Source organism: Pseudomonas sp. GD03842 (assembly GCF_029841165.1).
Classification (GTDB): Bacteria; Pseudomonadota; Gammaproteobacteria; order Pseudomonadales; family Pseudomonadaceae; genus Aquipseudomonas.
This window is the reverse complement of record NZ_JAOCEA010000011.1, coordinates 178,088-197,670: the sequence shown is the minus strand read 5'-3', so window position 1 is coordinate 197,670 and position 19,583 is coordinate 178,088. Positions and strand designations below refer to the sequence as shown.

Annotated in this window: 18 protein-coding genes and 1 pseudogene; 8 read left to right on the top strand and 11 right to left on the bottom strand. The window is 60.8% G+C overall.

The features are described 5' to 3' along the window. The first annotated feature begins 161 nt into the window (after positions 1-161). A complete protein-coding gene (gene glyA, locus N5D61_RS17165; RefSeq protein WP_279893635.1) occupies positions 162-1,415 on the top strand; it encodes a serine hydroxymethyltransferase in 1,254 nt (417 codons plus the stop codon). A 164-nt stretch (positions 1,416-1,579) separates the two neighbouring features. On the opposite strand, the gene yjiA is transcribed toward glyA, so the two are convergent. The 3 genes from yjiA to N5D61_RS17150 form a co-directional block, all read right to left on the bottom strand. Continuing rightward, the gene (yjiA, locus tag N5D61_RS17160) at positions 1,580-2,572 is read right to left on the bottom strand and encodes a GTPase (protein WP_279893634.1); all 993 of its coding nucleotides are present in this window, start codon (positions 2,570-2,572) and stop codon (positions 1,580-1,582) included. Between the two features lie 116 nt (positions 2,573-2,688). Continuing rightward, a complete protein-coding gene (locus N5D61_RS17155) occupies positions 2,689-2,886 on the bottom strand; it encodes a YbdD/YjiX family protein (RefSeq protein WP_274135730.1) in 198 nt (65 codons plus the stop codon). A gap of 26 nt (positions 2,887-2,912) precedes the next feature. Next, on the bottom strand, positions 2,913-4,982 hold the full coding sequence (locus N5D61_RS17150; protein ID WP_279893633.1) for a carbon starvation CstA family protein: 2,070 nt from the start codon (positions 4,980-4,982) through the stop codon (positions 2,913-2,915). Positions 4,983-5,131: 149 nt separating this feature from the next. Here N5D61_RS17150 and N5D61_RS17145 point away from each other — a divergent pair, with 149 nt between their 5' ends. Continuing rightward, a complete protein-coding gene (locus N5D61_RS17145; RefSeq protein ID WP_279893632.1) occupies positions 5,132-5,500 on the top strand; it encodes a PilZ domain-containing protein in 369 nt (122 codons plus the stop codon). A gap of 80 nt (positions 5,501-5,580) precedes the next feature. On the opposite strand, the gene radA is transcribed toward N5D61_RS17145, so the two are convergent. Next, complete coding sequence (gene radA / locus N5D61_RS17140) at positions 5,581-6,951, bottom strand: DNA repair protein RadA (protein ID WP_108240312.1); 1,371 nt, start codon at positions 6,949-6,951, stop codon at positions 5,581-5,583. A gap of 196 nt (positions 6,952-7,147) precedes the next feature. Here radA and mscL point away from each other — a divergent pair, with 196 nt between their 5' ends. Beyond that, positions 7,148-7,597: a large-conductance mechanosensitive channel protein MscL gene (gene mscL, locus N5D61_RS17135; protein WP_108240297.1), complete on the top strand. Its 450-nt coding sequence runs from the start codon at positions 7,148-7,150 to the stop codon at positions 7,595-7,597. A gap of 130 nt (positions 7,598-7,727) precedes the next feature. On the opposite strand, the gene N5D61_RS17130 is transcribed toward mscL, so the two are convergent. Next, positions 7,728-8,504 (bottom strand): ferredoxin--NADP reductase, encoded by a 777-nt coding sequence (locus tag N5D61_RS17130; protein WP_108240298.1) that lies wholly within the window; start codon positions 8,502-8,504, stop codon positions 7,728-7,730. Between the two features lie 365 nt (positions 8,505-8,869). Between N5D61_RS17130 and N5D61_RS17125 the strand changes: the two are divergent. Both N5D61_RS17125 and N5D61_RS17120 read left to right on the top strand, forming a co-directional pair. Beyond that, positions 8,870-9,082 (top strand): annotated as a pseudogene (locus N5D61_RS17125) (helix-turn-helix transcriptional regulator); the annotation flags it as partial. A 168-nt stretch (positions 9,083-9,250) separates the two neighbouring features. Next, complete coding sequence (locus tag N5D61_RS17120; RefSeq protein WP_279893631.1) at positions 9,251-10,375, top strand: class I SAM-dependent methyltransferase; 1,125 nt, start codon at positions 9,251-9,253, stop codon at positions 10,373-10,375. 49 nt (positions 10,376-10,424) lie between these two features. Here N5D61_RS17120 and N5D61_RS17115 read toward each other — a convergent pair whose 3' ends face one another. From N5D61_RS17115 to N5D61_RS17090, 6 genes are all read right to left on the bottom strand, one after another. Then, the gene (locus N5D61_RS17115; RefSeq protein ID WP_108240300.1) at positions 10,425-10,592 is read right to left on the bottom strand and encodes a DUF2474 domain-containing protein; all 168 of its coding nucleotides are present in this window, start codon (positions 10,590-10,592) and stop codon (positions 10,425-10,427) included. Between the two features lie 12 nt (positions 10,593-10,604). Continuing rightward, entirely contained in the window at positions 10,605-11,612 is a 1,008-nt protein-coding gene (cydB, locus tag N5D61_RS17110; protein WP_108240301.1) for a cytochrome d ubiquinol oxidase subunit II, read from the bottom strand. A 3-nt stretch (positions 11,613-11,615) separates the two neighbouring features. Then, entirely contained in the window at positions 11,616-13,055 is a 1,440-nt protein-coding gene (locus N5D61_RS17105; protein WP_279893630.1) for a cytochrome ubiquinol oxidase subunit I, read from the bottom strand. A 348-nt stretch (positions 13,056-13,403) separates the two neighbouring features. Continuing rightward, positions 13,404-14,333 (bottom strand): alpha/beta hydrolase, encoded by a 930-nt coding sequence (locus N5D61_RS17100; protein ID WP_279893629.1) that lies wholly within the window; start codon positions 14,331-14,333, stop codon positions 13,404-13,406. A gap of 116 nt (positions 14,334-14,449) precedes the next feature. Next, a complete protein-coding gene (gene choX, locus N5D61_RS17095; protein ID WP_108240303.1) occupies positions 14,450-15,391 on the bottom strand; it encodes a choline ABC transporter substrate-binding protein in 942 nt (313 codons plus the stop codon). 102 nt (positions 15,392-15,493) lie between these two features. Next, positions 15,494-15,682, bottom strand: coding sequence for a hypothetical protein (locus tag N5D61_RS17090; protein ID WP_279893628.1), 189 nt, complete (start codon positions 15,680-15,682; stop codon positions 15,494-15,496). Positions 15,683-15,714: 32 nt separating this feature from the next. Between N5D61_RS17090 and N5D61_RS17085 the strand changes: the two genes are divergently transcribed. The 3 genes from N5D61_RS17085 to N5D61_RS17075 all read left to right on the top strand — a co-directional run bounded on the left by N5D61_RS17085 (position 15,715) and on the right by N5D61_RS17075 (position 19,532). Next, positions 15,715-17,007 (top strand): NCS2 family permease, encoded by a 1,293-nt coding sequence (locus N5D61_RS17085; RefSeq protein ID WP_279893627.1) that lies wholly within the window; start codon positions 15,715-15,717, stop codon positions 17,005-17,007. Next, a complete protein-coding gene (gene trmA / locus N5D61_RS17080; protein WP_279893626.1) occupies positions 17,004-18,089 on the top strand; it encodes a tRNA (uridine(54)-C5)-methyltransferase TrmA in 1,086 nt (361 codons plus the stop codon). The genes N5D61_RS17085 and trmA overlap by 4 nt, the downstream gene beginning before the upstream one ends. Before the next feature lie 258 nt (positions 18,090-18,347). Next, on the top strand, positions 18,348-19,532 hold the full coding sequence (locus tag N5D61_RS17075) for an MFS transporter (RefSeq protein ID WP_279893651.1): 1,185 nt from the start codon (positions 18,348-18,350) through the stop codon (positions 19,530-19,532). Positions 19,533-19,583: the final 51 nt, after the last annotated feature.

Sequence of the window (19,583 nt, the reverse complement as noted above, 5' to 3'; positions counted from 1 at the left end):
CAGGGGCGCCGCCAAACCCGCTGACTCACCGCATTGCGTTGTAGGAGCGTCAGGCTGGATGAAGACAGCTCGTCTGCGGCATGACCGCCTTTCATATGCCATCTAAAAGCCGATGAGTTAGAATGCCCCCCTTTTCAACTGCCCGATCCCCGAGGACCGCCATGTTCAGCCGTCATTTGACTATCGCCAAGTACGACTCCGACCTGTTTGCCGCTATGGAGCAAGAAGCCAAGCGCCAGGAAGAGCACATCGAGCTGATCGCCTCGGAAAACTACACCAGCCCGGCCGTGATGGAAGCGCAGGGCTCGGTCTTGACCAACAAGTACGCCGAAGGCTACCCAGGCAAGCGTTACTACGGTGGTTGCGAATACGTCGACATCGTCGAACAACTGGCCATCGACCGCGCCAAGGAGCTGTTCGGCGCCGATTACGCCAACGTACAGCCGCACGCAGGTTCCCAGGCCAACAGCGCCGTCTATCTGGCGCTGCTGAACGCAGGTGACACCATTCTGGGCATGAGCCTGGCCCACGGTGGCCACCTGACCCACGGCGCCAGCGTTTCCTCGTCCGGCAAGCTGTACAACGCGGTGCAGTATGGTATCGATGGCAATGGCCTGATCGACTACGACGAAGTCGAGCGCCTGGCCGTCGAGCACAAGCCCAAGATGATCGTGGCCGGTTTCTCGGCGTATTCGCAGGTTCTGGATTTCGCCCGCTTCCGCGCCATCGCTGACAAAGTCGGCGCTTACCTGTTCGTCGACATGGCTCACGTTGCCGGCCTGGTTGCTGCGGGTGTCTACCCCAACCCGGTGCCGTTCGCCGACGTCGTCACCACCACCACTCACAAGACCCTGCGTGGTCCACGTGGCGGCTTGATCCTGGCGCGCGCCAACGCCGACATCGAGAAAAAACTGAACTCTGCCGTCTTCCCTGGCGGTCAAGGCGGCCCGCTGGAGCACGTCATCGCTGCCAAGGCGATCTGCTTCAAGGAAGCGCTGCAGCCTGAGTTCAAGGCTTACCAGCAACAAGTGGTTAAGAACGCCAAGGCCATGGCTGCCGTCTTCATCGAGCGTGGCTTCGACGTCGTCTCGGGCGGCACCGAAAACCACTTGTTCCTGCTGTCCCTGATCAAACAGGACATCTCCGGTAAAGACGCCGACGCCGCGCTGGGTCGCGCTTTCATCACCGTGAACAAGAACTCCGTGCCAAACGACCCACGCTCCCCGTTCGTCACCTCCGGCCTGCGCTTCGGCACCCCGGCTGTGACCACTCGCGGCTTCAAGGAAGCAGAGTGCAAGGAACTGGCGGGCTGGATCTGCGACATCCTGGCTGACCTGAACAACGAAGCGGTGATCGACGCCGTCCGTGAGAAGGTCAAGGCCATCTGCGCCAAGCTGCCGGTTTACGGCACCTGATAGCGGTTCATCGATGTCAGAAAGCCCGGCTCTTGAGCCGGGCTTTTTTGTCTGGAAACTCCGCACCGCAGGAGCGCGCTTGCCCGCGCGACGTTTTGGTCCCCGGCCCTTCGTATCGGATGTACGAAAGTCTTCGCGGGCAAGCGCGCTCCTACAGTTAGTAGTTACTCTGCTGAAACGCCGGCAAAGCCTTCCCGGATCTTTTGCTCCGGCAATTCGTCGGCGATGAACACGATGACGCTCTCGCGCTTCTCGGCCGGCCCCCACTCCACATCGAAATCGAAGCCGTATAACTTCAGCACGCCCTGAAACACCAACTTGCGGTCCTCGCCAGCAATGTTCAGCACGCCTTTATAACGCAGCAACTGCTTGCCATGGGCTTCCAGCAGCTCGTTCATGAATTCGCTGAGTTTGTCGATATCAAGCGCCTTGTCGCTGCGCAGGACCACGCTGCTGATGCGGTCGATGGAACGCCCTGCCGGGGCTGCTGGGCGCAGCACCATACCGCCCACGTCTGCATTCAAGTTGAAGCCACGGACATCGAGCAACTCGGCGAGGTCAATGCGGCCGTGCTCGACCAGGCGGATCGGTGCTCGGCGGTTGATTCGGGTCAGGCGCTCGCTCAGGGCGTCGAAGGCAGAACGATCCACCAGATCGGTCTTGCTCACCAGCAGCCGGTCAGCGAAACCGATCTGGGCCTGGGCAATGGTCTGCTCCAAGTGGGTTTGCGCGTGAGCCGCATCCACCAGGGTGATGATCCCGTCGAGGATGTAACGCTCGCGCAACTCTTCGTCGATGAAGAATGTCTGGGCCACTGGCGCAGGGTCAGCCAGCCCGGTGCACTCGATCACCAGCCGATCGAAGGCGATTTCACCACTGTCCAGCCGTTCCAGCAGCAGGTACAGCGCGCGGGTCAGGTCGGTGTGGATGGTGCAGCACACGCAGCCGTTGGACAGCGTCATGACCTGCACGGGTTCGCCACCCAACAACTGGGTATCGATCCCGGCATCGCTGAATTCGTTTTCGATCACGGCGATTTTCAGGCCGTGCTCCTCCTTGAGCAGGTGACGCAGCAACGTGGTCTTGCCCGCGCCGAGAAAGCCACTCAGGACGGTGACGGGGATGGGATTGAGCAAACAGAAATCTCCAGCACACATGAATACCTGCAGGAACGCGCTTGCCCGCGCCCTACGATGCGTCACCGACATTCGTCGTTTGACACTACGCAAATCGCGGGCAAGCGCGCTCCTACAAACGAAAACGCATCAGCCGATCAACAACACTTAGGCCCGCCCTTGCCGCCGTAACGCGCATCCTGGCGTTCCCGAAAGAACGCCTCGTACGACATCACCGGCTTGTCCGGGTGCTTGGTCTGCATATGTTCGACGTAGGTGTCGTAATCCGGCATGCCGACCATCAGGCGCGCTGCCTGCCCCAGATACTTACCCAGACGGCTCAGGTCATTGAACATACACAGCTCCTCGCTTCAGGGCGAACTCAATGGGTTTTCGGGAACGCTTGGAAAGGCGCTTCCTTGTCGCTGCGTTCTTTCTTGACCCAGGCGGCACGACCGACCTTGATCGCGTAGAACAGGATGCTCAATACCACGAACAAGAACAGGACGGTCAGCGCCGCGTTGGTGTACGCGTTGAAAATCACGTGCTGCATCTGCTCCATGGATTTGGCCGGAGCCAATACCTGCCCCGCTTCGGCCGCCGTGCTGTATTTCTTGGCCAGGGCGAGGAAGCCAACGGCGGGGCTTGGATCGAACAGTTTGATCAAGCCTGCGGTCACGGTGCAGATCAACAGCCAGGAAGCAGGCAGGATGGTGACCCACGCGTACTGCTGACGCTTCATCTTGATCAGCACGACCGTCGCCAGCATCAACGCGATCCCGGCCAGCATCTGGTTGGAGATTCCGAACAGCGGCCAGAGGGTGTTGATGCCGCCCAGTGGATCGATCACGCCTTGATACAGCAGGTAACCCCACAGCGCCACGCACCCACCCGTGCCGATGGCGTTGGCAGCCCAGGACTCGGTCCGTTTAAGCGCGGGCACGAAGCTGCCCAGCAAGTCTTGCAGCATGAAACGACCGGCGCGAGTACCGGCGTCGACCGCCGTCAGGATGAACAAGGCTTCAAACAGGATCGCGAAGTGGTACCAGAACGCCATGGTGTTCTGGCCAGGGAATGCCTGATGAAGGATCTGTGCGATGCCGACAGCGAGGGTCGGCGCACCACCGGCACGCGCCAGGATGGTGTTTTCACCGATGTCTTTGGCAGTCGCCACCAGTTGATCCGGCGTGATGACGAAGCCCCAACTGCTGACCATCTGCGCGACTGCATTGACATCGGTGCCGACGATCGCTGCGGGGCTGTTCATGGCGAAGTACACGCCAGGTTCGATGACCGACGCGGCGACCATGGCCATGATGGCCACGAAGGATTCCATCAGCATGCCGCCGTAACCGATGTAACGGGCGTTGACTTCGTTATCCAGCAGCTTGGGCGTGGTGCCCGAAGAGATCAGCGCATGGAAGCCCGAAACGGCGCCGCAGGCGATGGTGATGAACAGGAACGGAAACAGGGTGCCTTTCCAGACAGGGCCGGAACCGTCAGTGAACTGGGTCAGCGCTGGCATTTTCAGTTCGGGCGCCAGGATCAGGATACCGATGGCCAGCGCGACGATGGTGCCGATTTTGAGGAAGGTCGACAGGTAATCCCGCGGGGCGAGTACCAGCCAGACCGGCAACATGGCCGCGACGAAGCCATAGCCCACCAGCATCCAGGTGATCTGCACGCCCGTGAAGGTAAACAGCGGCGCCCATTCCGGACTGGCTGCCACCTGGCCGCCGATCCAGATGGACACGAGCAACAGCACCACACCGATGATGGAAATTTCACCAATGCGGCCCGGGCGAACGAAGCGCATGTAAATGCCCATGAACATCGCGATCGGGATCGTCGCCATGACCGTGAACATGCCCCATGGGCTTTCGGCCAGGGCCTTGACCACGATCAGCGCCAGCACCGCGAGGATGATGATCATGATCAGGAAACAGCCGAACAGGGCAATGGTGCCGGGAATGCGGCCCATTTCCTCGCGCACCATGTCGCCCAGCGACCGGCCATTACGACGGGTGGAAAGGAACAGGATCATGAAGTCCTGCACGGCCCCAGCGAGCACCACCCCGGCGATCAACCAGAGCGTGCCGGGCAGATAGCCCATCTGCGCCGCCAGCACCGGACCGACCAGCGGGCCTGCCCCAGCGATCGCTGCGAAATGGTGGCCGAAGAGAATGTGTTTGTTGGTCGGCACATAGTCCAGACCGTCATTGTTCAGCACCGCCGGGGTAGCCCGAGTCGGGTCGAGTTGCATGACACGATTGGCGATGAACAGGCTGTAGTAGCGATAAGCGACCAGATAAATGGCAACCGCGGCGACCACGATCCAGAGTGCGTTGATTGCTTCTCCCCGACGCAATGCAACTACCCCCAGGGCGCAGGCCCCAAGAATCGCAACAATCAGCCAGGGCACATGGCGCAGCAGACTATTATTGTTTTTCATTTTTTATTTCCAGCTGAGTGGACTTGTTATTGAGCAGCGTATGGAGTTTAGCGCTGCTGAAGCGAAAGGCCACCCCCGACCATGGTCTCGCGCGGGATTTGACCTATAGTCAAAGCAGTTGCCGTACACGGCTCAGGAGAAGTCGAGTCATGACAGATTCCCGCGAAGACCGCCGCCGTTTCAAACGCATTTCCTTTGATGCCAGGACCGAATTGAGCCAGGACGGTAAAAGCTGGCCGGTTCACCTGATTGACCTGTCACTCAAAGGCTTGCTGATCGAACGCCCCTCGCCTTGGCTGGGCGACCCGGACAAACCTTTTCTCGTCGACATCCACTTGAATGTCGATATCGACGTGCAAATGGAAGTCAGGTTGACCCACGACGACCACAACCACCTTGGGTTTGTCTGCGAGCACATCGGGCTGGAGTCCGTGACCCACCTGCGCCGACTGGTGGAGTGGAACCTGGGCGATCCCGAGGAACTGGAGCGCGAGCTGGCCGCATTGATCGAGGTGTGAGGCGTACCGCCGAATCGGTAGCGGCGAATGCTGGGGTTCTGTCTGACTGCACGAGCCGACGACATACCGCCCAGGCAGTCTCATTCTTCAAACAACGCATCCAATGCTTGGTCAAGTCGGGTCACGGCCACCACCGTAAGCCCCGGCGGCGCTTCCTTCGGGGCGTTGCCCTTGGGCACGATGGCGCGTTTGAAACCGTGTTTGGCCGCTTCTTTCAAACGTTCTTGACCACTGGGCACCGGACGCACTTCCCCTGACAACCCCACTTCGCCGAACACCAGCAAATCGCCCGGCAGGGCGCGATTGCGCAGGCTCGACATGACCGCCGCCATCAATGCCAAGTCAGATGCCGTTTCCAGCACCTTGACCCCACCCACCACGTTAAGGAAAACGTCTTGGTCGTGAGTGGGAATTCCGCCATGGCGGTGCAGGACGGCGAGTAACATGGATAACCGGTTCTGATCCAGCCCAAGCGTGACGCGCCGCGGGTTGGAGAGGTGGCTGTCATCGACCAATGCCTGAACCTCGACCAGCATGGGCCGCGTGCCCTCCCACGTCGCCATGACCACGCTGCCAGCAACCGCTTCCTGCGCACGGGTCAGAAAAATCGCCGAGGGATTGGAGACTTCTTTCAGGCCTTTGTCGGTCATGCCGAACACGCCCAGTTCATTGACTGCACCAAAGCGGTTCTTCACCGCCCGCAACAAACGCAGGCGGCCATCGGACTCCCCTTCGAAATACAAAACGGTGTCGACCATGTGTTCGAGAACGCGAGGCCCAGCCAGCGCGCCCTCCTTGGTCACATGGCCGACCAGAAAAATGGCCGTGCCGCTTTGCTTGGCGTAACGGACCAACAGCGCTGCACTCTCTCGCACCTGGGCTACGCCACCAGGAGCCGATTGCAGTTGTTCGGTGAAGATGGTCTGGATTGAGTCGATCACCATGACCTTGGGCTGCTCGACCCTGGCCGTGGCGATGATGGTCTCGATGCTGGTTTCGGTCATGACCCGCAGTTTTTGCTGGGGCAGGCTCAGGCGGCGGGCGCGCATGGCCACTTGTTGTTGCGACTCTTCGCCAGTGACGTAGAGCGCAGGCATGTGCTCGGCGATCGCACAGAGGGTCTGCAACAGGATCGTCGACTTGCCGATGCCCGGGTCGCCCCCTATCAGCACCACCGACCCATCGACCAGGCCGCCACCAAGCACGCGGTCCAACTCGGCGGAGTGGGTGGAAAAACGCGGGATCTCCTCGACGCTCACCTCAGCCAGCGTCTTGATCTGGGCTTGCTGCCCAGCCCAACCGCCGCGGCCCGCCGGCGCCGACGCGCCGCCGCTTTCGATCATGGTTTCTGTAAGCGTGTTCCAGGCGCCACATTCACCGCACTGGCCGGCCCACTTGGGAAAGGTCGCGCCGCATTCGGTGCAGCCATACATGCGTTTGGCCTTGGCCATGAAACCCCCGCCGAAAAAAAGACCCATGATACCCCAAGGCCCACATTCGGGCGCGAGTCGGCGGTCAGCGGCGGTGGGGCTGGTCATTCGATAAAACTATCGCGCCCCAGTCCGGTCGATTGAATGGATTACGCGGGATGCACGTAGCTGACTTACACTGCATTCACCACCCTCATCTGTAACAAAGGAATACACCATGAGCGTACTGAGCGAATTCAAAGCCTTTGCCGTTAAAGGAAACGTCGTCGACATGGCCGTCGGGATCATCATTGGCGCGGCATTCGGCAAAATCGTTTCGTCGTTCGTCGGCGATGTAATCATGCCGCCCTTGGGGCTGCTGATTGGCGGCGTGGACTTCAGTGATCTGGCCATCACCCTGAGAGCCGCAGAGGGCAATGCCCCGGCGGTGGTATTGGCCTACGGAAAATTCATTCAAACGGTCGTCGATTTCGTGATCGTGGCGTTCGCCATTTTCATGGGTGTCAAAGCGATCAACCGCCTGAAACGCGAAGAAGCCAAAGCGCCCTCCGTTCCACCGGCGCCTTCGCCGCAGGAAACCCTGCTGACCGAAATCCGCGATTTGCTCAAGGAGCAGAACAGTAAGCCGGCCGCGCCGCTGCCAGTGAATCCTGATCGGTTGGTCTGAGCCTCGTCTTGCAAAGCCAAGGGGGCGAGCCAGCGGTCTCACTCGCTCCCATTTCACCATTTCCAAAGCGTGTCGCGAAAATCGTCCCCATGGATGGGTGAGCCGGCCTCACTTCGCTGTCGCAGCGTCACTACCAGTAGTTTTCCACTGCCACCTGGCCAGGCTTGCGGGTCAGCGCCAAGCGCATGTCCCGGGTTTTGAGCAGCGCCCGGGTGTCCTCGATCATTTGCGGGTTACCACAGATCATCACCCGCGAATGCTCAGGGGACAGCGCCACGCCAGCGGCGTTCTCCAGCGAACCATCCTCGATCAACGTCGTAATGCGCCCGCGCAGGGCTCCCGGGTGCGCTTCGCGAGTGACGGTCGCGATGAATTGAAACTTGTGGGCATGCTCGGCCAGATATTCGCGCTGTGTCAGCTCGTTGATCAACGTCTGGTAGGCCAACTCCTTCGCCTCGCGCACGCTGTACACCAGAATGATGCGCTCGAATTTTTCCCAGACTTCGAAATCCTGCAGGATCGACAGAAACGGTGCGACGCCGGTGCCGGTTGACAGCATCCACAGATCTCGCCCGTCGGTGAACCGATCGAGCGTCAGAAACCCCGTGGCCTGCTTTTCCACCATCAAGGTGTCGCCAATGCGCAGACGGCTGAGCTCACTGGTGAACTCGCCGCCCGGCACCACGATGGAGAAGAACTCGAGAAACTCGTCGAACGGCGACGACACCACCGAATAGGCCCGCCAGACAGTGCTACCGTCGGCTTTGGTGACCCCCAGACGCACGAACTGCCCCGCCGTGAAGCGAAACCCAGGATCGCGGGTCGTGCGCAGGGTGAAAAGGCTGGGCGTCAACGAAGTGACCTCCAGCAGGGTCTGGCGGGTGAATTTCTCTGCGCTGGCGGTCATGGGCGTGTAGGGCTCTCGCACGTGATGGTGTAACGCACAGTTTCCCGCAATCGGCCGCCGATAAACACCGCAGGTTTGTAATGGTATCGACGGTCCTATGGTTGAAATCGGCCTTTTTTAGAGCATTTCGCAATTGCGCTTATTGCGACACGGAAAAAAGGATTTCCCGACGGCTGCCAATCCACTGAAACTCCTGCACTTTTTCGCCCGCTCTCCACGGAACTGGTCTTTCCGTCTGTCAGCCGTCAACCGGTGCGATGCGCCCGCCTGCGTATTCCTTTCCTAGACTTCAATCAACGGAGTCGTTCAGCGAGCGATGAACTTGGAGATATGTAATGGATTACATGAGATTGGATCTGCTGCGCATGGCCACCGCCGGCCCATTGATCCACAGCGGTCTGACACTGCGGGAGATTGAAGTCCTCAAATGGTCCGCCGAAGGGAAAACGGCGGCCGAGGTGGCGCTGATTCTGGATGTGAAGATCAGAACGGTTAATTTTCACGTCAGCAGCGCGATTCGAAAAATGGGCGTGACCAACAAGATGTCGGCGGTGGTGCAGGCAGCGCTGCATGGCATGCTGCCCCTCGCCGATGCTGCCGACACGAGCGTGAGCGGCCCTACGAAGACGGAGATGCGCGAGCGCGAAAAACACGTAAAATCGCTGGTTTCGTGAGCCGGTTGCCGTGGTGCTTCGTTCGCCATCGGTCGCCCGACCACGTCGTCAACGAACGGACTTTTCCCGCACATGCCCCTGCTTACCACGCCTTTCGCCGAGCTCGATCTGCTTCGCCAACCGGAGCAATCGGATGACCCCCTGCAGGCGTTCGACGCCGCCGACGAGTACTTGCTCCAGCATGTCGCCGAACAGGGTCTGACCCTGCAGACACGCGTGCTGGTTCTCAACGACAGCTTTGGCGCGCTGGCGGCAAGCCTCTCACCCCACGCCACCGTGTTCAGCAGCACCGACTCGTTCCTGGCGGCACAGGCTCTGGAAAAGAACCTCGCGCGCAACGGCCAGGCCTGGAACGCGGTGCCTGTCATCCCGGCCAGCGAACCGCTGACCGGCCCCTTCGACTGGGTGCTCATTCGCGTACCCAAGACACTGGCGCTGCTGGAGGAACAACTCATTCGGCTACAGGGCCAGTTGGCACCGGGCGCGAAGGTCGTGGCAGCCGGCATGATCAAGCATCTGCCACGCTCGGCAGGCGAACTGATGGAAGAATACCTCGGCCCCGTTCAAGCCTCGCTGGCAGTCAAGAAGGCCAGGCTGCTGTTCTGCACGCCTGAACCGAAAGACTTCCAGCCGTCGCCGTTCCCGACCCGCTACAGGCTGGATGACCCGAACATCGAGTTGGTCAACCACGCCAACGTCTTCTGTCGTGACGGGTTGGATATCGGTACCCGAGCGTTTCTACCGCACTTGCCGATGCACCTGGGCTCAGCCCGGGTCGCAGACCTGGGTTGCGGCAACGGGGTGCTGGGCATCGCCAGCGCACTGGCCAACCCCCAGGCGCACTACACCCTGGTGGACGAGTCCTTCATGGCGGTGCAATCCGCACGGGAGAACTGGCAACTGGCATTGGGTGGTCGCGAGGCGGCGATTCACGCTGCCGACGGGCTGGCTGGGCAAGCACCGGATTCGCTGGATGTGGTGCTGTGCAATCCGCCGTTCCATCAACAGCAGGTGGTCGGGGACTTCCTGGCATGGCGCATGTTTCAGCAGGCGCGCTCGGCGCTGGTGACAGGCGGCGCGCTGTACATCGTCGGCAACCGCCATCTGGGCTATCACGCCAAGCTGGCGAGGCTGTTTCGTGGCGTGGAGCAAGTGGCGGCGACGCCGAAGTTCGTGATCCTCAAGGCCCGTAAGTAAACCCACGGCAAACATGCAGAACCCGGCCTTCGCCGGGTTCCAGTCACTCTCAGTGGGTCTTCATCCCCGCTGCCGTCATGAACATCCTCAGCAGGCTGGCCACCACGAACAGCGCCAGCACGCTGCCCGACCAGATGACCACCAGCCAGCCAAGGCGCTGCCAGAGCGGCTTTTTGGCCGAGCCATCGTCTTCCCTCACCACGTGTTTGCCCGTCATCGCCCTGCCCTCTTAGTGGTAGCCATGCTCGTGGGTGACCTTGCCGCGGAATACGTAATAGCTCCAGAAGGTGTATCCCAGGATGAACGGGATGATGAACAGCGTCCCCACCAGCATGAAGCCTTGGCTCTGCGGAGGCGAAGCGGCATCCCAGATCGACACCGATGGCGGAATGATGTTCGGCCACAGACTGATCCCCAGGCCGCTGTATCCCAGGAAGATCAGCACCAGCGTCAGCAGGAACGGTGTGTAGTGCGCATTGCGCTCTACCGCCTTGAACAAGCCGTACATCGTCACCAGCACCAAGGCCGGTACGGGCATGAACCAGAACAGGTTCGGCACGCTGAACCAGCGATCGGCAATGTCCTGATGCGCCAGTGGCGTCCACAGGCTGACGATTCCCATGACCACCAGCGTGGCAATGGCGAGCGGACGGGCCAGATCGTGCATCGCCTTCTGCAAGCCGCCTTCGGTCTTCATGATCAGCCATGTGCAGCCGAGCAACGCGTACGCAACGATCAGCGCCAGACCGCAAAACAGCGAGAACGGTGTCAGCCAATCCAGGCCGCCCCCGGCGTAGGCACGGTTGACCACGGGAATCCCGTCGATGAACGCACCGAGCGCCACGCCTTGAAAGAACGTCGCTACCAATGAACCGCCGATGAAGGCTTTGTCCCACAAGTGGCGCTTGGCATCGGTGGCCTTGAAACGGAACTCGAATGCCACGCCACGAAAGATCAAGCCGAACAGCATGAAAATCAGCGGCAGGTACAAGGCTTCCAGCACCACCGAATAGGCGAGGGGAAAGGCGCCGAACAGCCCTGCCCCGCCCAATACCAGCCAGGTCTCATTGCCATCCCACACCGGTGCGACAGTGTTCATCATCACGTCGCGGTCGGTCTTGCCCTTGATGAACGGGAAAAGGATGCCAATCCCAAGGTCGAAGCCGTCCATGACGACGTACATCATGATGCCGAAGATAATTATCACGGCCCAGATCAGCGGAAGATCGATGCCCATGATTCAGTTCCCCTCGCGCAGGCTGTCTTTGAGGCCTTCTTCGGTGCCTTCGTCGGCAGCGGAGAGAGGACGTGCTGGTGTGCGTTTCTGACCCGGCCCACCGTGCGGCAGGTCGTCACCCTCGTGGGTTTTCGGCCCTTTGCGCACTAACCGCATCATGTAGCCGAAGCCCGCGCCGAACAGCGCAAAGTAAACGATGACGAACAACACCAACGTCAGGGTCATTTGCTCCACGCTGTGGTTGGAGGAGGCGTCGGCCGTGCGCAGCAGCCCGTAGACCACCCACGGCTGACGGCCGATTTCCGTGGTGAACCAACCAGCCAGCAGCGCGATCAGGCCCGACGGCCCCATGACCATGACCAGCCTGAGGAACCAGCGATTGCTGTACAGCCCGCCGCGCCAGCGCAGCCAGGCGCTCCAGAGCCCGACGGCAATCATCAGCATGCCCAGGCCGACCATGATGCGGAATGACCAGAACACCACGGTGGCATTCGGGCGATCCTCGGGTGGGAAGGACTTGAGGGCCGGAATCTGTTTATCGAGGCTGTGGGTGAGAATAAGGCTGCCCAGGTACGGCACTTCGAGCGCGTATTTGGTCCTCTCTTCCTTCATGTCGGGCCAGCCGAACAGGATCAGCGGCGTGGGCTCATCGCCAACGTTTTCCCAGTGCCCCTCGATGGCCGCGATCTTCGCCGGTTGGTGCTCCAGGGTGTTCAAGCCGTGGGCGTCGCCCACCATGGCCTGAATCGGAGCCACCACCAGCGCCATCCACATGGCCATCGAGAGCATGCGGCGGATGGCCGGGTTGTCGCGTCCGCGCAGCAGGTGCCATGCCGCCGACGCGCCGACGAAGAATGCCGTAGCGACAAACGCGGCAATGGCCATGTGCGTCAGACGGAAGGGGAATGAGGGGTTGAAGATCACTGCCAGCCAATCGACGGGAATCACGCGGCCCTCGACGATCTCATAGCCCTGTGGCGTGTGCATCCAGCTATTGGACGCCAGGATCCAGAAGGTGGAGATCAATGTGCCGATGGCGACCATGACCGTCGAAAAGAAATGCAGACCTCGACCGACCCGGTCCCAGCCGAACAGCATGACGCCCAGGAAACCGGCCTCGAGGAAAAATGCGGTCAACACCTCATAGGTCAGCAAGGGCCCAGTAATGGCACCGGCAAAGTCGGAGAAACGGCTCCAGTTAGTGCCGAACTCGTAGGCCATCACCAGGCCCGACACGACACCCATACCGAAGTTGACGGCGAATATCTTCGACCAGAAGTGGTAAAGGTCGCGGTAGGTGTTGTCGTGGGTCTTGAGCCAGAGGCCTTCGAGCACCGCGAGGAAACTCGCCATGCCGATGGTGATGGCAGGGAACAGAATGTGAAATGAAACGGTGAACGCGAACTGCATTCGGGCGAGATCGAGCGCCTCTAAACCGAACATGGGTTTTCCTCTATCAGGTGATACCGGCTAAAGAGCGACTGCCCCACACGAAGTATTGAGCGCTCCGTGGTGTGTTTGTTCTTTTGAATTGCGTGACCGGATTCGGCTCGCAGGGGCCGTGTCAAGCCAACCCGTCAAGCAAAGGGCTTCGCGCCCTTGATGCAAGTCAACCGACAATAAAAGAGTAGTCCGATTTCGGCACATGGCCCGCGTGGTGTTTTGTCGCGTGACGAGTTGCCTCACCTTTTGCAGCGGAGCAGGGAGCGAAAAACGAATCAGATGAAGGCAACGAAGAGGCGCCGAGCCGCTCGGCCGTGCGGCTGAATCGACTGGCGCGTCAGACGAGGGTCAATTCGAGGGGCGCAAAAAAACCAGCAAGGCAGCGATCAGTCGCTGGTACATCGCATCGACTTCCGGTACCTGTCCCTTTCCGCGCAGGCAGCCGTGCACCAGGCCCAGCCCTGGATCAAACACGGTCGTCACGCCCGCCTCACGCAGCGCCCGCTCGTAGCAGACGCCGTCGTCGCGCAGCGGATCGAACTGCGCAACACCGATGAATGCCGGTGCCACACCGCGAAAGTCGGCAGCACTGAGTGGCGCGGCATAGGGCGAGCGTTCGCCGTCCTTGAGGTACAACTGCTGATAGAACCCGATGTCTGCAGTGCTGAGCAGCGGCGCATCGAAGCATTCCCTGCGCGAAGGCAAGTCCTCAGCCCCGCCGAGCCCAGGGTATATCAACGCCTGGACCACGGGCTGACGTTCGCCGGCGTCACGCAGGGCAAGGCAAACTGCCGCCGCAAGGTTGCCGCCTGCGCTGTCGCCGGCGATGGCGATCCTGTGTGGGTCGATATCCAAACGAGGGCCCTGAATCTGCAAGGCGTGCCAGACCGCCAGGCAATCGCCAAAGCCCGCCGGGAACGGATGCTCGGGCGCCAGCCGGTAGTCCACCGCGATGACCACGGCATTCAGGTCGACCGCCAGGGCGCCGGTGAGAAAGTCATGGGAATCCAGATCCCCCTCCACCCAGCCACCGCCGTGCAGATACAGCACACAGGGCGCAGGTTGTTCGGGGGGCAACGCGTGCGGTCGATAGTGACGCACCGGCACGCCTGCCAGCTTCAGATCATTGACATCCAGCGCGCCGGGACGCGGAGGATTCAACGCTTGGCACATGCGCGAGTAGGCGCAACGCTGGGCACTGATCTCCAGTGAATCGACGCTGAAGCTCAAACTGTCGCTGATGAAATCGGCCATTTCTGGCGACACCGGATAACCCATGACATTCTCACCCCATCAGTGCGCCAGAAGCTGTAGCGGCCTGCGGGGGAAGTGGCAGCGAGATCACTGCCACTTGAGCCAGCCCACTGCAGCATGGACAGCCATCGGCTTTCCGATTACTTGTTAACCGCCACCTGCACCGCTGAGGCCGCATCCTTGCCATCGAACGTCGTCACGCCGTCCAACCAACGCTTCATGTCTTCCGGATGCTCTTTGAGCCACTGCTTGGCGACATCGGTCGGCGCCTTGCGGTCCATGATCGGCACCATCATTTCGCTTTCCTGAGCCGCCGTGAATTTCAGGTTGCTCATCAGCTTGTTGACATTGGGGCAACGGGTCGCATAGTCCGGGGCGGTGACCACCGAGACGGTTGCTGCACCCTCGTTAGGACCGAATACGTCTTCGCTGCCGTTCAGGTAAGCGATCTTCATGTTGATGTTCATCGGGTGCGGAGTCCAGCCAACGAACACCACCCATTCGTTGCGCTTGGTCGCACGTTGCACGGCGGCCAGCATGCCCGCTTCGCCCGACTCGACCAATTGGAAGCCGCCGAGACCGAACTGGTTCTTCTCGATCATGCCCTTGATGTTGGCGTTAGCACCCGTACCCGGCTCGATGCCGTAGATCTTGCCGCCGAGTTTGTCCTTGAATTTGGCGATGTCGGCGAAGGTTTTCAGCCCGCCGTCATACACGTACTGCGGCACCGCCAGAGTCGCCTGGGCATCGTTCATGCTCGGCGTGTCGAATACCTTGACCTGCTTGGCTTCGACGAACGGGGCAATGTTCTTGTCCATCGCAGGCTTCCAGTAGCCCAGGAACACATCCAGACGGTCGTCGCGCAGGCCGCCGAACACGATCTGCTGAGCGGCACTGGTCTGCTTGACCTCATAACCCATGTTTTGCAGCAGCACTTCAGCCACTGCACTGGTGGCGATCACGTCGGTCCAGTTGACCACACCCATCCGCACGTTCTGGCATTTGGCCGGTTCGGCCGCCATCAAGGCGGTACTGCTCAGCATCAACACACCGCAACTGATCTGACGAATAAATCTCTTCATGCGTGCTCCTCGGGTCGGCTCGTTATTCTTAATCAGCTCTTTTCGGCAGTTTTCTAAGGCTTCAAGACCCACGACAATGCATTGCTGCCGCGTTGATGCAAATTACGCAGCCGCCTTGCCGACAAAACGCACCAGCGCGACCTGTGTTTGCACTGGAGCGACATTGACAAATGACTTGATCGCAACCCCCATCGCCCAATGCTGCTGGTATGATGCGCGGCTTTTTGCGACTGGCAGAATTTGTGCAGGTTGTTTCAGACTGCTGTGCTTTGCTGTTTTAGTCGAATTCATTCATGGCGCGATGCGTCACCGGGGAGCCACTCATGCTGGAACGGCTGTTTCAACTCAGAGCACATAACACCACTGTGCGCACCGAAATCCTGGCCGGGGTCACGACATTCCTCGCCATGGCCTACATCCTGTTCGTCAACCCGAGCATTCTGGGTGCGACCGGCATGGACAAGGGCGCCATCTTCGTCGCGACCTGCCTGGCAGCCGCCATTGGCTCCACGGTCATGGGCCTGATCGCCAACTACCCGATTGCGCTGGCGCCGGGCATGGGCCTCAACGCTTTCTTCACTTACACCGTGGTGTTGCACATGGGCCACACCTGGCAGGTGGCGCTGGGCGCGGTGTTCATTTCCGCGGTGATGTTCTTCCTGCTATCGATCTTTCGCATTCGCGAATGGATCATCAACAGCATTCCGCTGCCGCTGCGCTCGGCCATCGCCGCGGGTATCGGCCTGTTCCTGGCGCTGATCGCCCTGCACAACGCCGAGATCGTGGTCAGTAATCCGGCCACCATGGTCGGGCTGGGCGATCTGGCCAAACCTGCACCCATCCTTGCGACACTGGGCTTTGCACTGATCGTCGGCCTGGAAGCGCTGAAAGTACGCGGCGCAGTGCTGATCGGTATTCTCGCCGTGACGATCGTGTCGATCCTGCTGGGCTTCTCGCCCTTCGGTGGCGTGGTTTCGATGCCGCCGTCGCTGGCCCCGACCTTCCTGCAACTGGACATCCCAGGGGCGTTGAACATTGGCCTGGTGAGCGTGATTTTCTCGTTTCTCTTCGTTGACCTCTTCGACAACTCAGGCACGCTGATCGGGGTCGCCAAGCGCGCTGGCCTGATGTGTAAGGACGGCCACATGCCGAAAATGGGCCGTGCGCTGATCGCCGACAGCACCGCAGCCATGGCCGGTTCGCTGCTCGGGACCTCGACCACCACCAGTTACATCGAGTCGGCCGCCGGCGTGAGCGCCGGTGGTCGCACCGGTCTGACGGCCATCGTCGTCGCTGTGCTATTCCTGCTGGCCCTGTTTTTCGCCCCGCTGGCGGGCAGTGTCCCGGCCTTCGCCACCGCGCCCGCGTTGCTGTTCGTGGCCGTTCTGATGACCTCGGGATTGGCGGAAATCAATTGGGAAGACATCACCGAGGCCGCGCCTGTGGTGCTGACCGCACTGGCCATGCCTTTCACGTACTCCATCGCCAATGGCATCGCCTTCGGCTTCATCTCCTGGACGGTGATCAAGCTGCTGTCGGGCCGCGGCCGTGAGCTGAATTCGGCGCTGGTGGTGTTGTCGATCCTGTTCGTGATCAAGCTGGGCTTCTATCCATGAGTGCACCGTTCGACCCCGCCAACTACACCCGGCAGCTCGACGAAAAGGCCCAACGCCTTCGCGAGTTGCTTGCGCCTTTCGATGCCCCCGAACCGCAGGTCTTCGATTCGCCCCGCGACCACTATCGCCTGCGCGCCGAATTCCGCCTGTGGCGCGAAGACGGCAAGCGGCACTACGCGATGTTCGCACCGGGCGATAAGCACACGCCCATCCTGATCAATGAATTCCCCATCGCCAGTCGGCAGATCAATGCCTTGATGCCGGTGCTGCGCGATTGCTGGGAAGCTAGTCAGGTACTCAACCACAAGCTGTTTCAGGTGGACTTTCTGACCACGCTGACGGGTGACGGGATGGTCACACTGTGCTATCACCGGCCACTGGACGACGCCTGGAAACTGGAGGCCGAGCGCCTGGCGGCCGACCTCAACGTCAGCATCATCGGGCGCTCCAAGGGTCAGCGTCTCGTAATCGGTCGCGACTATGTCACCGAGACCCTGGACGTAGCGGGGCGCAGCTTCCGTTATCGCCAGCCGGAAGGCGCATTCACCCAGCCCAACGGTACCGTGAACCAGAAAATGCTGAGCTGGGCCTATGAAGCACTCGGCGACCGCCAGGATGACCTGTTGGAGCTCTATTGCGGCAACGGCAACTTCACGCTGCCCCTGGCGACCCGGGTGCGCAAGGTGTTGGCCACCGAAATCAGCAAGACCTCGGTCAATGCGGCCTTGAGCAACCTGGCGGACAACGCGGTGGACAACGTCTCGCTGGTGCGACTTTCAGCGGAGGAGCTGACCGAGGCGCTGAACGATGTGCGCCCGTTTCGCCGACTGGCCGGTGTCGACCTCAAAAGCTACGACTTCGGCTGCGTGTTCGTCGACCCACCCCGCGCGGGCATGGACCCGGACACGTGCGAACTGACTCGCCGCTTCGATCGCATTCTGTACATTTCCTGCAACCCGGAGACCCTGGCGGCCAACATCGCCCAGTTGCACGACACCCATCGGATCGAGCGCTGCGCGCTGTTCGACCAATTTCCGTATACCCATCATATGGAGTCGGGCGTACTGCTCGTCCGCCGCTGACCGGCATCGAGCAGACCCGCGGTCGACGCGGGTCTGCTCGGGCGTCATCTCCTCGAACACACCGCACCACCCATCATTAATTTTCGGACAGTCAGCGGCATATGCCTGCTTATCGGTGTATAACAGTCGGCCGTCTTTCGCTTCGATGGATGCCCTGCCTTGAGTTCCGAATCATCTGCTGCCCCTTCTTCTGAAAGCGCTCTCAAACTGCCTGGCTTTTTCGCTTTCCTGACCGCCCGCCTCGCCGCCGTCTTCGCCATGCAGATTCAGGCCGTTGTGGTGGCCTGGCAAGTCTACGACCTGACCCGCGATCCGATTTCCCTGGCCTATGTGGGGCTGGCACAGTTCATTCCCATGCTGTTGCTGTTGATGCCGGCGGGTGACCTGATCGACCGTTACGACCGCAAGCTGATCCTGACCATCAGTTGGACGGTACAGGCCGTATGCAGCCTGATGTTGATGCTGTTTTCCGTCACCCATCATCAGGATACGCGGCTGATCTACGCCACCCTCGCCTTGTTCGGGTGCGCCCGCGCCTTCACTGGGCCCTCACTGCAAAGCCTGCTGCCGCAAGTGGTGCCCCGAGAAAAGCTCGCTTCGGCGATTGCCACCAACAGCATGATCATGCGCATCGCCACCATTGCCGGGCCCTTGGTCGGCGGTGGGCTCTACGCGGTGGGAGGGGGTGGGTTGACCTACTCCGTGTGCATGGTCAGCTTCATCGCCGGGGTGCTATTACTGACGCGCGTCCCGGTGCTGTTCGCCGGTAAGAAACAGATCCTCGAATCCACCGCCTGGAAACGCTTCACCGCCGGTATTGCATTCATCCGCTCGCGCCCGATCATCCTGGGCACCATTTCGCTGGACTTGTTCGCCGTGTTGCTGGGTGGCGTGGTCGCCCTGCTGCCGATCTATGCGCACGAGGTGCTGCACCTGGGGCCGCAGGGGCTCGGCGCTCTGCGCAGCGCAATGAGCCTGGGCGAAGTCGCCACGGGCCTGTACCTGGCCGCCCGCCCGTTCGATCGGCATGTGGGGATGGTGATGTTCATCGCCGTGGCGGTGTTCGGTCTGGCGAACCTGGTGTTCGCCTTGTCGACGCTGTTCTGGCTTTCGCTGCTGGCGCTGATGGTCGCTGGTGCAGCGGACATGGTCAGCGTCTATATCCGCTCGACGCTGGTGCAGTTCTCGACACCCGACGACATGCGCGGCCGGGTCAATGCGGTGAACATGTTGTTCATCGGCTCCTCCAACGAACTGGGTGAGTTCCGCGCCGGCAGCAGCGCAGCCTTGTTCGGTGCGGTGCCTGCGGCGGTCATTGGCGGGTTGTGCACCTTGGGTGTAGTCGGCACCTGGATGTGGGGCTTCAAGCCGCTGCGGCAGGTCAACCATTTTGCTGATGCATCGCCCGGCGAAGTCACGGAAAAGCAAACGGCGCGCGTTTGACCTGCCCAAACGGCAGGATCGCGGTGCCCTGCTGAATGACCGACCAAGTCA

Excerpts from the sequence above, each read along its gene's own strand:
- glyA (WP_279893635.1), top strand. The coding sequence starts at position 162 with ATGTTCAGCCGTCATTTGACTATCGCCAAGTACGACTCCGACCTGTTT.
- yjiA (WP_279893634.1), bottom strand. The coding sequence starts at position 2,572 with ATGTGTGCTGGAGATTTCTGTTTGCTCAATCCCATCCCCGTCACCGTC.
- N5D61_RS17155 (WP_274135730.1), bottom strand. The coding sequence starts at position 2,886 with ATGTTCAATGACCTGAGCCGTCTGGGTAAGTATCTGGGGCAGGCAGCG.
- N5D61_RS17150 (WP_279893633.1), bottom strand. The coding sequence starts at position 4,982 with ATGAAAAACAATAATAGTCTGCTGCGCCATGTGCCCTGGCTGATTGTT.
- N5D61_RS17145 (WP_279893632.1), top strand. The coding sequence starts at position 5,132 with ATGACAGATTCCCGCGAAGACCGCCGCCGTTTCAAACGCATTTCCTTT.
- radA (WP_108240312.1), bottom strand. The coding sequence starts at position 6,951 with ATGGCCAAGGCCAAACGCATGTATGGCTGCACCGAATGCGGCGCGACC.
- mscL (WP_108240297.1), top strand. The coding sequence starts at position 7,148 with ATGAGCGTACTGAGCGAATTCAAAGCCTTTGCCGTTAAAGGAAACGTC.
- N5D61_RS17130 (WP_108240298.1), bottom strand. The coding sequence starts at position 8,504 with ATGACCGCCAGCGCAGAGAAATTCACCCGCCAGACCCTGCTGGAGGTC.
- N5D61_RS17120 (WP_279893631.1), top strand. The coding sequence starts at position 9,251 with ATGCCCCTGCTTACCACGCCTTTCGCCGAGCTCGATCTGCTTCGCCAA.
- N5D61_RS17115 (WP_108240300.1), bottom strand. The coding sequence starts at position 10,592 with ATGACGGGCAAACACGTGGTGAGGGAAGACGATGGCTCGGCCAAAAAG.
- cydB (WP_108240301.1), bottom strand. The coding sequence starts at position 11,612 with ATGGGCATCGATCTTCCGCTGATCTGGGCCGTGATAATTATCTTCGGC.
- N5D61_RS17105 (WP_279893630.1), bottom strand. The coding sequence starts at position 13,055 with ATGTTCGGTTTAGAGGCGCTCGATCTCGCCCGAATGCAGTTCGCGTTC.
- N5D61_RS17100 (WP_279893629.1), bottom strand. The coding sequence starts at position 14,333 with ATGGGTTATCCGGTGTCGCCAGAAATGGCCGATTTCATCAGCGACAGT.
- choX (WP_108240303.1), bottom strand. The coding sequence starts at position 15,391 with ATGAAGAGATTTATTCGTCAGATCAGTTGCGGTGTGTTGATGCTGAGC.
- N5D61_RS17090 (WP_279893628.1), bottom strand. The coding sequence starts at position 15,682 with ATGAATTCGACTAAAACAGCAAAGCACAGCAGTCTGAAACAACCTGCA.
- N5D61_RS17085 (WP_279893627.1), top strand. The coding sequence starts at position 15,715 with ATGCTGGAACGGCTGTTTCAACTCAGAGCACATAACACCACTGTGCGC.
- trmA (WP_279893626.1), top strand. The coding sequence starts at position 17,004 with ATGAGTGCACCGTTCGACCCCGCCAACTACACCCGGCAGCTCGACGAA.
- N5D61_RS17075 (WP_279893651.1), top strand. The coding sequence starts at position 18,348 with ATGCAGATTCAGGCCGTTGTGGTGGCCTGGCAAGTCTACGACCTGACC.